We start from the raw sequence: 14778 nt of genomic DNA on the forward strand, positions 1-14778 counted from the left end.
TATATATTGTACCATATTATCCTATTGAACATCAAGTGCGTCAAAGGTTAAATCTTTAGCATCGGTTGCTATAATTCTTAATTTGTAAGCACCTGCATTGATCATGCTACCAGTAGTTGTGTTATAGTAATTCCACTTACCTTCTTTAGCTGGAACAAAATCGGCATTTTCGGTTCTCATTAATGTTCCATCGGCAGCTAAAAATTCCAATTTAGCTTTTAAGTTTTTTTGCAATGGATTGTGGTATTTAATAGTAAGCGAATAAGTATCAGCAACACCAACGGCAATCGAAAACTCTAAAATGCCGCCAGTTTGAGCTTTAAAACTAACTCTTTGTTTCCCCATCAAATCTTCTCTAACAATACTTTGTCCTTTTAAAACGGCATCTGTCGCTTTGTAGCTGGTTAACTTTTTTAAATCGTAGGCTGGCTCTAAATTACTTGGCGGAACAAGAGCAACAGTTGATACTTTATTACCCAAAGTGATCTGTGCTCCTTTTGAAAATCTCTTTCTGTAAACCTTAAAACTTTGGCCAGCATTATTTTCAATACTGGTTTTGGTATCTTCAAAAGACTTAAGCTGTTCTGGCAAACTTTTTATACTGGCATTTACCGCAGCAAAAACATCAGCTTCATCGTTTAAATTAAAGTTTATATTCTGGTGCTTTTCAGCAGTTTGAATCCATTCTGCACCGTATAAATTTGGCGGCAAGGAAGTGAACTCAAAATTACCATCCAAAAATTGTTTGTCGCCAATATCCATCCACGAATTTGATTTAAATTCGGTACTTGAGGCAGCATCGGCAATCGAATTAGATTGCACACCAACTTTTATTGTTTTATCCAAACTTGCGATGGCAATTGCAGAAATAATGGCCTGACCAACTTTTACCTGCGGAAACGAAATAGATAATCGACCAGCTTTGCTATAAATCTTTACAGTTTTTTTAAGGATGGTATTTGTACCAACCTCTTTCCAGATATCCAAATCTTTGATTACGGTTTTATTGTTAATGGCAACATCGAATAAACGCATTTTTTCTGCATTCATGCCACCTCCAATACCCAACCAGGGTTCTATAAAATATAGTTCAACTAAATATTCACCATCTTTTGGAACCTGAAAATTAAAGTTTAACTGCTCTCTTCCGTAGCGAAATGATTGAAACAGTTTCCAATCGGATGCGCCACTAATCGGCGAAAATGTTCTTCTTTGACTAGCAAAAAAAGCGGGAATACCAGAGAAAGCCGAAGTCCATGAAGATGAACCGTAGTTTTTATTATTACTGTTTAATTGTTGATCTTTTAACCAGACCGCTCCATACTTATCGGTATAATCAGGTCCGCCACAATTTAATCTGTACAGGTAATTATAATCTTTTGCGGGTTTATTTACGGCCCCATCATTAGTTAATTTATCAAAATTCGGAGATTCTGGTAAGTTATTTAATACGATGTAATCTTTAGCAACAGCTTTTCCATCTACATAGCCAACTGCATAAAGCACATTATATTTAACATTGGGTTTATTCCACTGAAAATGAGTTCCGATTTTGCCCTTGGTTTTTTTTCCAAAAGATTGTCCGTCCACATCATTAAATAACTCTACTTCATCACAATTTGAATAAACCACAATGCTATCCTTTACGCCAGAAGTTGACCATCGATTAGGCCAGGTATGGGATACAACGTAAACCATTGGTTCCGTTTCTTTTGGAGCATAGTTACTTCTAAACATATAAAAAACATCGGTTGGTTCTTCCCAGGGAGTAAACATACCTTTATAATTTACTGGCCCGATTCTATCTAAATCGCGTAATCCCTCCCCCCCTGAACCCTTCCAGGATTATCATGGGAGCTATATAACCAAAAGAAATGACCTGCAGTCTTGTCTTTAACAGATTCTGCCAAACGAACTTTAGTTTCCATCAAATTGGTCATATTGTTTTCGGTATAACCTTTACCTGCAGAATCTAAATTATGTAAGTCGATGGTTCTCCAGGCGCCATATTCACCAACTAAAACCTGTCTTTGTAAATCTTCGCCGTAGGTTAACGGATTGCCGCCATAAGTACCAGTCCAGTTTTGAGGCACATCCCAATCGGTACCTTTTCCACCATTACATGTGGTTACTTTGCGTTGTGATGAGGCAGTAGGATCTAATTTTCTAATTAGCTCAGTACATTCCTTTGCGAAATCCTCTGGCAAAGTACTTTCGTTTTCTAAACCCCAAAGCACAACCGCCGGACTATTTCTACGCTCTTTTACCCAATCAGTTAACAGCGTTTTAAAGTTCTTTCTGAACGCAGGGGTATCATACCAAATATGAGCCGCCATTTGTGTCCAGCAAAGTATTCCAAGTTTATCCCAATAATCAGAATATAAAAGATTGTGAGGCTGATGCGCATCTCTAAAAGCATTAAAACCAGCTGCTTTGATTTGCATTACGCGAGAATGAATTTGCTCCTTACTAAAAGCATGGCTTTGCCCGATTAAATGTTCGTATTCTGCAATTCCATTGATAAAGACAGGTTTTCCATTTAGAAAGAATTGTTTTTGGTTGGCTTTATCGCCAATTGGCCAACTAATCCAACGAATACCATAGGGTGTTTTAACTTCATCGACAAGCTTTCCATTTTCTATAATGGCGGTTTTTACCGTATAGAGGTAAGGATTTTCTAACGACCAAAGTTTAGGATTGATCAGCTCATCTGTTTTTTGGCTTACATCGATCTGTTTTCCCGACTGAATATTTATTGTCTTTTTAAGCGCCTTTTCAATATTCCCTTCAGCATCGAACAATTGAGTATAAATTGTAATCGATTTTGCTTTGGCCGAATAATTTTTAACGGTAGTAGTTAAGTTTAATACTGCCGACTGTTCTGAGATTTTATCATCGTTCCAAATGTGAATGCCAAAAGGTTGAATTCTTGCATCGTTGGTAACAATTAAATGTACTGGCCTGAAAATACCCATTGGCTGAGAACCTTCAGAAAAACCTCGTTCGGTTGAACACCCTCCATCTACCCAGGGCAAATCCTGAATATTAGCTGGATGGTCTGCTCTGACTGCTAAAATATTCTGTTCGTTATTTAGCTTAATTACTGACGTAACATCAAAGGTAAAAGTGGTTCTTCCACCAGCGTGATAGCCAATTTTTTTACCATTGAGCCAAACAGTTGCATAAGAACCAACACCTTCAAAATATAGAAAAAACCTTTTTCCCACTTTAACTTCATTGCTTTTAAATGTTTTACGATACCAGGCATAACCATGTTTATTTCCATGAAGTTTCCTTTGATAACCTTCGTATTGATCCCAATTGTGCGGAACGTTTACTTTTTTCCAACTGGCAGGCTTATAACTAACCAACTCGAAACCATTAAAAGCATTTATATTTTTCTCATCAACAATGCTTACCCAATCGGCATTTAACGAAATATCTTTTCTGATTGTGTTTTGTGCTGAAACTACTTTAAAGTTTACGAGCAATAAAATGATGAAAATTAACTTCAAAAACCTACTCATAATACCTTCAAATCTCCATTAAGTTTATAGCTTTCTCCAGCTTTAGTTACAATTTCTTTTTCTTTACCCTGATATTTGATTTTGCAAACACCACCGACTTTCGATTTTATTTCGAGCATTGTTAATTTGGATTGATCCCAATTTATATTTAACTCAAAACCGCCTCTTGCTTTTAACCCTTTAATTTCACCAAAAGGGATTTCGGCAGGTAAAGCAGGCAAAATATCTAAATAGCCTTGCTGACTTTGAACAATCATTTCGGCTATTCCTGCGGCACCACCAAAGTTTCCATCAATTTGAAATGGTGGGTGGGCATCAAATAAATTTACATAAGAACCTGCGCCACCATTTGCTGGTTTCAATAACATTTTAATCAATTTCATTGCATGGTCGCCATCCTTAAACCTTGCCCAAAAGTTAATTTTCCAAGCCAGGCTCCAACCAGTAGCATCGTCGCCACGATACAATAAAGATTGTTTAGCGGCATTCATCATTTTTTTATCGGCATCCCAGTTAATATCATTCCCTGGATAAACACCCCATAAATGAGAAACATGGCGATGTTTATTCGTTGTATCATCTTTGTCTTCTAGCCATTCTTGTAACTGTCCGTATTTCCCGATTTGATTTGGCGCAATCTGCACTACTTTTTCCTCCAGCGATTTTCTAAAGGCTACATCTATTCCCAGAATTTTTGATGCCTCAATGCAATTTCTAAATAACGTTCTGATAATCTGATGATCCATTGTTGGCCCTGCAACTAAACCTCCGTTTTCTGGAGAATTTGATGGCGTACTGATTAGCCAGCCCGTTTTTGGGTCTTTAATCAAGAAATCTTCAAAGAACAGAGCCGCTTCTTTCATCAATGGGTAGCCTTCAGTTTGTAGAAACTTTTTATCATTGTTAAATAAATAATGTTCCCACAAATGCTGACTTAACCATCCACCGCCCGAAACCCAAATACCATGATTGGAAGCATTAATTGGAGCTGTACCATTCCATAAATCTGTATTATGGTGTAAAACCCAACCTTTTGCGTTATAATATTCCTTTGCGGTTTCTTTTCCTGAAACAGATAAGCCTTTTATCTTTTTAAATAGCGGTTCATTAAGAGCCGATAAATTCAAGATTTCAGTTGGCCAGTAGTTCATCTCAAAATTAATATTTGTGGTATACTTACTTCCCCAGGGAGGACTGAGCAGATCATTCCAAATTCCTTGCAAATTTGCTGGCTGTGTTCCTGGTCTTGAACTCGAAATCAATAAATACCTTCCATATTGCATATAAAGTGCCGTAAAGGCAGCATCTTTTGATGTGCCGAACTTTTCTAATCGCTGATCGGTAGGTAAATTCTCATTTTCAGATTGACCAAAGTTTACACTAAATGTGTTGTAATAAGTTTGATATTCTTTAATGTGGCTGGCTTTAAGATCTTCGTAAGGCGTGCCTAATAGACCATGAACAGCGCTAGAATTTTTTAGTTTTGGATTTCCAGAAACATCGTTTGCATTTACAAAATTAGTTGCGGCTGTCAAAAAGAGTGTTGCCTCATCTGCACCAGTAATAACAATTTTATTGTTGATTATTTTTATTGTACCTTTTTTTACTGCAGCAGTCAGTGTGGCCTCACCTTTTAAAGCACCATCTTTTACTTGCACATTTAGCACAATCGAATTTTTATCTAAACTTTTAATCTCAGTTTTCTGATGAACACTCGACAAAACTGCTTCAAAAGCTATAGAGCCAGTTTTATCTGCCGATAAATGAATAACTACAGCTTGATTTGGCTGACTTGCAAAATATGTTCTCTGATATTTAACACCATCCAACGTATAAGTTGTTTTTGAAATTGCGGTATTTAAATCGAGGGAGCGCTTATAATTAGTAACTGTTGATTTTCCCTTTTTGAAATACAAATTCAAATCGCCAAACGGTTGATAGCTGGCCTGATATTGAGCAACCTCTGGTGGGTTTTCATCCTGAATTTTATACTTCCACAATTTTACAAGCGAAACGCCTTGTTCAACATTCGATCCTTCAGGATAAATTCCAATTTTCTTCTTTGTATCCTTATAACCTGCCAGGCCACCTTTATCAAAGTAATTTAAAACCTGAATGGCAATTACATTTTTACCTTTTTTTATCAGCTTTGCTGGAATTGTATATTTTCGAGGCTCGAGGTTATCTGTATTGCCAACCAATTTCCCATTGATGAAAGTAAAATCCTGATCGCGAATTCGGTTTAAATCTAAAACCAGATTTTTACCCAGCCAATTTTCAGGGACATCAAAAGTGGTTCTAAACCAAACTGCACCATCTAAATTTGCTAAACCAACAGCTTCCCAACCTTCATAAGATGGAACCTGAATTGTTTTCCAAAGTTTATCATCAAAATTTTCTAATGCTGGCTTTCCAACAAGGCCCTTGCCTGATTGCATTTCCTTAACCCATTTAGTTCGGTCTCCATTTTCACTTTGAAGCCCCATAAATTGCTTTTGAGCTAAATCTTCAGCTTCTTTTTGTTTTCCCTCGAAAAGTAGAGTTCTGATTTGAGCTAAATATGCTGATGCGCCTTTGCGGTTGTAATTTCTTGGTTTGCCTGTCCAAAGGGTTTCCTCGTTAAACTGAATATGATCTATTTCTACACCGCCATAAATCATGGCGCCTATTCGTCCGTTTCCAATTGGTAAAGCATCTGTCCATTTTTCAGCAGGTTTGTTATACCACAACTGATTGTTTTGCGCAAAAATGAGATTACTATTTATAAAAATGATAATAAACAATAAAAGAACGGTACACTTATTTAAATTTCTCATCTATTGGTTAGTATGTAGTTTATAGTCTCTCAAACGCCTTTGAAAGCAGTCTTTATATGTCCTTCGACAGGCTCAGGATGACAGTTATTTATATCTTCAACCCTTGTCACAGTGAGCTTATCGAAACACACTTAATATAGTTTTTATTAGTCTCTCGACAGGCTCAGGATGACAGTTATACTTATCAGATTACCTGAACTATCGATTATTTATCGCCTGAGATCACGTCAATATTTTCAGTTACATCATTTTCCTTAATAACGCCATTCTTAGCATTTTTAAAGCTATTGTTCCCTAAAATTACGTTTTTAGTTTTCTCGCCACTAAGCTTTAAGTAAGTTGTGGTTCCTTTAACAGGAAATGCGTTATATAAAAACACATCACTTGTATTTTTTAAATCGATAACAGGAGATTTAACTAATGGAGTATAGCTTTTTAAATTATCAATCGTCAGGTAATTTACATTTGAAGCGGAAACTGATGGACCAATTTCTGTATTGACCTGAACATTATGAAATTCTATTTTATTGGAAAAACCGATACTAAAACCTGTTTTTGCATCCATGTTAATATCGCTAAACGTAATATTTTCGATCGGCATTTCTTCCAAGCCATTTAAATAGGCAGCCTGATTCACCTGACCAGTGATGTTACTAAAATGAATATTTCTGAATTTTGGCGTACGCTCTGAAACAGGCTCTACATTCGTTTTAGCGTACTGCATATCCAAAACAATTGCCTGTTGGCCAATATTCTTCATAATGATATTACTTACTCTAATCTCTTCTACTATTCCGCCCCGCCCTCTAGCTGTTTTAATACGAATGCCTCGATCTGTTCCATCAAAAACGCAATTCGAAATAACAATCTTACGTACATCGCCCGACATTTCACTGCCGATTACAACACCACCGTGGCCAGATAACATAGTACAATTTGTAATGGTGTAATTCTCTGCAGGCACAGCCATTTTTCTGCCTGGCGCATCTTTACCCGATTTTATAGTAATACAATCGTCTCCAACGCTGATGTGGCAATCAGAAATGTGAACATTTTTACAAGATTCTGGATTAATCCCATCGGTATTTGGCGAATGCGGATTGTTTATAGTTACTGCATGAATTTTAACATTCTCACAAAACTCGGGGTTTACCGTCCAGAAAGGAGAGTTTTTAATTGTTATCCCATCTATTAGAACATTTTTACAAAACATAGTTTGTATAAACGGTGGGCGAAGAAATCCGCGTTTCATTTGTTTTGGATCATCTGGCAAAATAATATCCTTATTCAACCCATCAAACATAGTTTGCCATTTAGAACGAGCTTGCCCCTCTTTATAGCCTTCTACAAAATCCCACCATTTTTTTCCGTGTCCATCAATTAAACCCCTGCCAATTATCGAAATATTCTCGGCTTTATAAGCATAGAAAAGAGGCGAAAACGAAGTCACATCTACACCTTCATATCTGCTTTTAACCATTGGCAAATAATCATCGAAATTATCACTAAAATGAAGTTCAGCACCTGCATCGATTAGAATTGTGATGTTACTTTTAAGATGAATTGAACCCGTTAAGTATTTTCCAGCGGGAAAGTAAACCGTACCGCCACCTGCTTTTGACGCAGCATCTATAGCATTTTTAATGGCCAATGAAGCCAGCTTGCTACTATCGTTTTTTGCGCCATACTTTAAAACATTATAATAATTTTGTGCTTTTACGTTTAACCCAAAGATTAACATACAGGCAAACAAAAAAGATACTTTCAAGCGATTATTTAATTTCATTTTATTGTTTTAAAATTAGTTCATTTGAACTTTAACAGGTTTTAAATCTTTGCCCTTGTAAATTTCTTTACCATTAACATAGATATAAAAACCTTTTCCTTTATTGTATTTATTTCCAGTTTTATCCCAAACAAGTTTAACCGTTTTATTATGATAGGATAAATTATCAAGTGTAAACCAATCCCATTTTCCTTTCGGGATAAGCGGAAAAACTTCTAAAACATCATCAATTCGAGGTTTAATACCAATTAAATCGCTGATCACTAAATCGCAAAAAGTAGAATGATTGTAAAAGCTGCTTCTAGGATTATCGCCTTTTAGCCATTCACCATTTTTTTCATCCTGGTATTCGCCTAAATAAGGTTTACCATTTTTGGTATGCGATTTTGCATAAGTATAAAGCTCATCGTAAAATACTTCTGCAGTCATTTTACCCTGATTTTTATAGTTGGTTAACAGATTAGATAACCCCTTTAGGGTCTGGGAGCTGGCAAACGGCCAAAGCGCACCATCCCATTCGCAGCTATGTCCTGTGCCGCGGGTTCTAAAAGTTGGTGTTCTACGTTCGGCGGTAGTTAAACCCCAGGGTGCATTAAATCCAGCGGTATCTAACAATTGATCCCAGGCTTTTGCATAAACAGATTTATCATCTGGCAAATTGAAATCCCAAGGTGTAAAACCAATCGCTTCGCGAACATTTGCCAAGCCTTTTTTGGGAAATTTGGTTTCGAAAAATGCAGAAGACGAATTCCACAAGCTATCCTGAACCAATTTTTTAAGTTGAGCAGCTTTACCTTGATATTTTGTTTGAAGGTCTTTATCATTCAGCAATGAGGCTATAACACCTAATGCTTTCGCATTTCCGTACATATAGCTATTAATTGTTGGTCGCCTGTTTTCATCTTTTCTCGAACCGCTAACTGATTCTTCCATTCCATCCTTTACATCGTGTTGCCAAAACAAACCACTTGCAAGCTGGCGTTCACGCTCCCATTTTTGGTAGTCTGCATCGAGTGCTGGAAGAATACTTTTCAAAAAGGTTGCATCAGGTTTTACCTTATAATTTTCTAAAACAGCATCATCTACCCAACTACTAAATTGATGAAATCGGGGTTTAGTTTGTCCAACATCTGCTTTGTAGAGCCAAAAATTAATATATTCCTTAAGATAATCGTTGTTTTTTAGCCACCTGCCTTCGTAAATATGGTGCCCCAAAGCGCAACTGATTGAATTGTATTTACCTGCATGTTTAACAGGTTCGATAAATTCGGTAAAAATAAAACCATCGGGTGTTTTAACCAGGTGCTTACGAAACGACCACCAACGGTAGTAGTAATTTTGTTCGATTATATTATCAGGGCATTCAAGTAAGGGAATATTTTCCTCCAACCAATTATAAGAATTTGCATTCGGAACAAAATTTTTGACCGCCTCTGTATCAATAGAATTAAAATATTCTACATAATTCTTCAACTTCGCTTTTAGCGGAATAACTTTTTCTTGTGAAAAACCTGAAAATGCGATGAACAAACCTATCGCTGTAATGGAAATCTTTTTATTTATCATTATTCAAATAACCAATCTATATCCTTACCCCTACCATCTAAACCTGCATTAAAAATCCTTAATTCTTGTTTATCATCAATAAAACCCAATATTAAACAAGCGCCTTTTCCTAAATTTAAAGTATGTGTACCTGCTGCAAAAGAATAAGCATGTACATTTAAAGGCGAAAAGCCATCGACAACTATTGCATTCGAAATCTTTATTTCAGATTGTCCGTAATTATTTGCGCTTGCATCAGTTTCTAATTGAGGTGGAGGCAAAGTATTACCATCTTTAATATTAAAATAGCCAACCAATAATTTAACAGCTTTCTTTGTAGAAAACTTAATTTCAGTGCCTTTTTTAATCTGCTCGTTTTTAGAAAACCTTAAGCCGTTCAAGCCAATCAATTGTTCTGTAATCTCTTTAATTTTAGTTGTTGTATCTGCAAAAACCTTCGCATTTTTATCTAAAACATAACTTTCTACGTCAGGCGAGATTATTTTTACCTCGGCATTTAGGTAAGGAATTACTTTGGCAACCTTTCCAGGCTCAATCGCTTTCAGCGAATCGATACTCTTTTTAAAATGATTAAATTCTTTAGTGTAAACTGGCAGCATTTCTTTCCAGGTGATGAAAGTTTTATCTACACCACGCATTGGAATTTTGCGTTGTTTAGTTTGCATGCTGTTTGCATACAAGTATTCATTTTCTGTCAGTTTTACTAAATTAGTGTAATATTCTAGACTTTTTTGAAGTAACGGCAAAGCCTTTTCTAAATCGGCAACATCGTTCGAATATTTATACCTTAAAATCCATAAAGCAGCTTTAACTTTTTCGGCATACGAATTCGCCATTGCATCATAGCAATACATATCATTTCTTAACCGCCTGAATTCTGCAGTATCCTTTGTAACTAAAGGCGTAGCCAAATTTATAGATGCAATTGCTTTTTTCCCATGCGCAACAACTTCCTGGGCAATTTGTAATGGTGTTTCGCCAATATGCGACTGCTTTTTCCAATCCTTTTCTGCATAATCGATGATCATTTCGCCCTCTGGTGCTTCAGATTCGTACAATAAAGTAAATAAACCATAACGATAGGGATTTATTAATTGTGTCATCAACATTCCTAAAGTTAATGTTTGTCTATTCCCATCGGTAATTCCATATCTACGCAAAAGCTTTGGCGAAATCTCTCCAGATTCTTCGTAGGCATTAAGTATGGCCTTACCAGCATTTAAATCGGTACCATATTTATTTGCCAGTTCATTACCCCAGTAATTAATTTCACCGTTTCGATCGCGACCACTATTCCAAGCATAGCGAGCCCATTCCTTATACCAAATCCAATCCCGATCAATCTGCAATTCCCTGGTTTTTGTTTTATCGGCAGTATAAGGCCAATCCCAATAGCTTGCCTGCGGGTATAAATGCAAGCCTTTTGCGCCATAAATTTTATTCATAGCCTGAACAGATTTTTGAATAAAATCTGCAGAACCATACCTAAAAGGTTCTAGATTTGCCAAAATATGAACATTCGAAATATTCATGCTTCCGATTGTAGCCAGTTTCTTATTTAATTCTGCCCATGCGCCACGAGGTTCGTAAGTAGTTAATGCTTCACCATTAAACTTATTTTCAGTATATAAATTTTTATAAAGTGGTAATGCAGCTTTCATTACGGCGGGTGCATCAGTATCATGCGCCCGTAATACAATTGGTGGTTCTTCTGTAATTCCAGCAGCCTTTAAACCATCTTTTACACCTGGAATGATTGTTTTAGTAAACCAATCAATATCATCCTGCCCAACACCTTCCATAGCCTCGCCTAAAGCAACCATTAACCCAACATTTGGATATTTTTCTACAAAAGCTGCTATAGATTTTCTTGTATAATCAGAAATTATAGGAATTATCGGGCGATTTCTATCCTGGGTTTTTAATCCATGTTTATCAGCAAATGGTTTCGGAATAATAATGTTATAAAACATTTGAATTACCCAAATTCCGCGTTTATCGGCCTCTTTCGCTAAAAAACGATACATTTCTTCGTTCTTTTTAAAAGTTGCTTCATCAACTTCTAGCGCATAAGGGTAATCCTTTAATTTTACCAGAGATGAAAAAGGATGTCCATTCCATAGATACAAAGAGTTGTAACGATTATCAACCATCATATCCAAGTACTTAATCCAAAGCGCTTTATCGTACAACCACGGAAAAGTTTCGGGTGTATATGGATATTCGTAAACATCGTGCCCAGGTAAATAATCTGTTTTTTGCAAACCAATACAAGTACCACGCATTACCATTTCAGGCCGATCGGTTAAAGCGATTTGCGTAGGGATTTTACCGCTTTTCTTGATCTGTTCAGCCAATTCTAAACAACCATATAATGCACCAGATGCATCGAAACCGATAATGTATAGGTTACCATCTTTGCCATAAGATAAAGAAAAACCCTCTTTACCAATATCTTTAGTTTGTTTCTTTAAAACTTCTGGCAACTGATTTCGAATAATTTTATCGCCAAGTTCTGTAACAATTATTAAACTCTTTGTTGATGGAATTTTTTGCTGAACGGATATTGTTTTTAAAGTTGTTTGTGCCCCAACCTGATTTATAGCTTTCAAAAGTTTTTCTACTCCAAAACTAACACGAACATTGTGCTCCGACGAAACAATTACGGTTGTATTTTTTTCAGCATTAATTACATCAGCTTCTGAAAATAAAGGAAATAAAAATATACAGGAAATAAAAATCAGGAAAGTTCTCATTCAAAAATTGCTCTAACGCACAAACTCCTTTTAAAAGGAATTTGACGCACATTTGGTTAAAATATTATTTAAATATAAAAATATTATTCAAATATAAGTAATATAGCCAATCGGTTATGTAAAATTTATGCAAGGTAAAGTTCGATTTAAGACTGTGAAATTGGTTATGATAACATTAGATAATATTTAGGTAATAAGCTAAAATATTTAATCAACAAAATCTGTTTAATTTGTATGTTGATAGAGATAAGAATATAAAAATATAGTTTTGATATCTTCTTGTTACATCATTAACCACCAATTTAACCAAATTATCTATAATTTAAACCCATACAAAAATATATGTTTTCATTACAAAATAAACGAGCGGTAGTTACAGGTGGCGGAAGCGGAATTGGCAAAGCCATTGCAACAATTTTGGCAAAACAAGGTGCAGAAGTTCACATTATCGAACTTGGTTTAGAGCAAGCAGAATCTACTTTACAAGAAATAAAAGCAGATGGAAATAGCGCATTTAGTTATGCCTGCGATGTTGCAGACCACGCCGCGGTTGCTTCGGTATTTAATCAGATTGGAAAAATCAACATTTTGGTAAATAATGCGGGAATTGCACATATTGGCAAAGCCGATACCACTGATGAGCCGGACTTTGACCGTGTAATGCGTGTAAACGTAAAGGGTGTTTATAATTGCCTAAATGCTGCTATTCCGCAAATAAAATTATCGGGCGGTGGCGTTATTATTAATATGGCATCTATTGCTGCATTAATTGGTTTACCCGATCGATTTGCATACAGCACTGCAAAGGGGGCAGTAAAAGCAATGACTATGAGTGTTGCCAAAGATTACATTAACGAAAACATCCGTTGTAATTCGATTTCTCCCGCCCGTGTGCATACCCCTTTTGTTGATGGTTTCTTGCAGAAAAACTATCCCGACAACATCGATGAAATGTTCGAAAAGCTTTCAAAAACCCAACCAATTGGCAGAATGGCAAAGCCCGAAGAAGTGGGTGCTTTAGCATTATATTTATGTAGCGATGAAGCATCTTTTATAACTGGATGCGATTATCCTATTGACGGCGGATTTACAACCTTAAACAATTAAAATTTAAAACGAAATAAATTTACAATGAAATTAATACGATTTGGAGAGCCAGGTTCAGAAAAACCAGGATTAATTATAGAGGATAAATATTATGATGTTTCATCGCTTGTTAGCGATTATAATGAAGCTTTTTTTGGTAACGATGGTTTAGAAAAACTTAGTGAAGCCGTAAAAACAGCAAATCTACCAGAAATCGATAAAAATGTTCGTCTTGGCGCTGCACTTGCCCGTCCGTCGAAAATTATTTGTGTTGGGTTAAATTACAAAGACCATGCAGCTGAAACCAATGCTGCGATTCCAACTGAACCAATCTTATTTTTCAAAGCTACATCAGCAATTGTAGGTCCGAATGATGATTTAATTATCCCAAAAAATAGCAAAAAAACGGACTGGGAAGTTGAATTGGCAATCGTAATTGGTAAAAAAGCAAGTTATGTTTCTGAGGAAAAAGCATTAGAGCATATCGCTGGTTATGTTTTACATAATGATTACAGCGAACGCGAGTTTCAAATAGAAAGAAACGGACAATGGGTTAAGGGAAAAAGCTGTGATACGTTTGCCCCTATCGGTCCATTTATTGCAACTCCAGATGAAATCAGCGATGTTCATAATTTACGTTTGTGGCTAACTGTAAATGGCAAAACGTTACAAGATGGCAATACCTCAAACCTGATTTTCAATGTACCTTTTATGGTCTCATACATCAGTCAATTTATGACACTTTTGCCTGGCGATGTTATTACAACAGGTACCCCTGCAGGCGTTGGATTAGGACAAAAGCCTGAACCCTGGTATTTAAAACCTGGTGATGTAGTAGAACTTGGTATTGATGGCTTAGGAAGTAGCAAACAAACTGCTAAAGCTTACACCGAAAATGTATAATGGAAAGACATTGCCTTACACTCGATTTAATTGATGATGAAAAGCTTATAGCAGCTTACAAGCAATACCATAAATCGGTTTGGCCAGAAATTAAAGAAAGTATAAAACAAGCAGGTGTTGACGAGTTGGAAATTTACTTATTCGGAAACCGCCTGTTTATGATTATGGATGTAAACGATTCGTTTTCTTTCGAAGCAAAAGCAAAAGCTGATTTGGAAAATGAGAAAGTTCAGGAGTGGGAAACCTTAATGTGGAATTATCAAAAAGCCATGCCCGGAGCAAAACCAGGAGAAAAATGGATGTTAATGGAAAACCTTTTTAAACTTTAAACTTAATTA

Annotated in this window: 9 protein-coding genes; 3 read left to right on the plus strand and 6 right to left on the minus strand. The window is 36.1% G+C overall.

Annotation, left to right across the window (positions count from 1 at the left end):
- Positions 1-21: 21 nt before the first annotated feature.
- From ACZZZI_RS19845 to ACZZZI_RS19870, 6 genes are all read right to left on the minus strand, one after another.
- Complete coding sequence (locus ACZZZI_RS19845) at positions 22-1776, minus strand: malectin domain-containing carbohydrate-binding protein (RefSeq protein ID WP_463490928.1); 1755 nt, start codon at positions 1774-1776, stop codon at positions 22-24.
- A 29-nt stretch (positions 1777-1805) separates the two neighbouring features.
- Positions 1806-3515, minus strand: coding sequence for a glycoside hydrolase family 2 protein (locus ACZZZI_RS19850; protein ID WP_463490930.1), 1710 nt, complete (start codon positions 3513-3515; stop codon positions 1806-1808).
- Between the two features lie 8 nt (positions 3516-3523).
- Positions 3524-6343, minus strand: coding sequence for a glycoside hydrolase family 95 protein (locus ACZZZI_RS19855; RefSeq protein ID WP_463490931.1), 2820 nt, complete (start codon positions 6341-6343; stop codon positions 3524-3526).
- A 205-nt stretch (positions 6344-6548) separates the two neighbouring features.
- Positions 6549-8129, minus strand: a complete 1581-nt coding sequence (locus ACZZZI_RS19860; RefSeq protein ID WP_316758095.1) for a glycoside hydrolase family 28 protein — start codon at positions 8127-8129, stop codon at positions 6549-6551.
- A 15-nt stretch (positions 8130-8144) separates the two neighbouring features.
- Positions 8145-9695 (minus strand): MGH1-like glycoside hydrolase domain-containing protein, encoded by a 1551-nt coding sequence (locus tag ACZZZI_RS19865; protein WP_463490933.1) that lies wholly within the window; start codon positions 9693-9695, stop codon positions 8145-8147.
- Positions 9695-12451, minus strand: a complete 2757-nt coding sequence (locus ACZZZI_RS19870; protein ID WP_463490935.1) for an alpha-d-galacturonidase — start codon at positions 12449-12451, stop codon at positions 9695-9697. Before ACZZZI_RS19870 ends, ACZZZI_RS19865 begins: the two co-directional genes overlap by 1 nt.
- Positions 12452-12793: 342 nt before the next feature.
- Here ACZZZI_RS19870 and ACZZZI_RS19875 point away from each other — a divergent pair, with 342 nt between their 5' ends.
- From ACZZZI_RS19875 to ACZZZI_RS19885, 3 genes are read left to right on the plus strand one after another with little or no spacing between them, the layout of a single operon-like run.
- Complete coding sequence (locus ACZZZI_RS19875) at positions 12794-13558, plus strand: SDR family NAD(P)-dependent oxidoreductase (protein ID WP_463490937.1); 765 nt, start codon at positions 12794-12796, stop codon at positions 13556-13558.
- Between the two features lie 24 nt (positions 13559-13582).
- Positions 13583-14440, plus strand: coding sequence for a fumarylacetoacetate hydrolase family protein (locus ACZZZI_RS19880; protein ID WP_316758087.1), 858 nt, complete (start codon positions 13583-13585; stop codon positions 14438-14440).
- Entirely contained in the window at positions 14440-14769 is a 330-nt protein-coding gene (locus ACZZZI_RS19885; protein WP_344764444.1) for an L-rhamnose mutarotase, read from the plus strand. The genes ACZZZI_RS19880 and ACZZZI_RS19885 overlap by 1 nt, the downstream gene beginning before the upstream one ends.
- Positions 14770-14778: the final 9 nt, after the last annotated feature.

The organism is Pedobacter sp. AC190 (assembly GCF_979258025.1).

Excerpts from the sequence above, each read along its gene's own strand:
- ACZZZI_RS19845 (WP_463490928.1), bottom strand. The coding sequence starts at position 1,776 with ATGTTTACTCCCTGGGAAGAACCAACCGATGTTTTTTATATGTTTAGA.
- ACZZZI_RS19855 (WP_463490931.1), bottom strand. The coding sequence starts at position 6,343 with ATGAGAAATTTAAATAAGTGTACCGTTCTTTTATTGTTTATTATCATT.
- ACZZZI_RS19860 (WP_316758095.1), bottom strand. The coding sequence starts at position 8,129 with ATGAAATTAAATAATCGCTTGAAAGTATCTTTTTTGTTTGCCTGTATG.
- ACZZZI_RS19865 (WP_463490933.1), bottom strand. The coding sequence starts at position 9,695 with ATGATAAATAAAAAGATTTCCATTACAGCGATAGGTTTGTTCATCGCA.
- ACZZZI_RS19870 (WP_463490935.1), bottom strand. The coding sequence starts at position 12,451 with ATGAGAACTTTCCTGATTTTTATTTCCTGTATATTTTTATTTCCTTTA.
- ACZZZI_RS19875 (WP_463490937.1), top strand. The coding sequence starts at position 12,794 with ATGTTTTCATTACAAAATAAACGAGCGGTAGTTACAGGTGGCGGAAGC.
- ACZZZI_RS19880 (WP_316758087.1), top strand. The coding sequence starts at position 13,583 with ATGAAATTAATACGATTTGGAGAGCCAGGTTCAGAAAAACCAGGATTA.
- ACZZZI_RS19885 (WP_344764444.1), top strand. The coding sequence starts at position 14,440 with ATGGAAAGACATTGCCTTACACTCGATTTAATTGATGATGAAAAGCTT.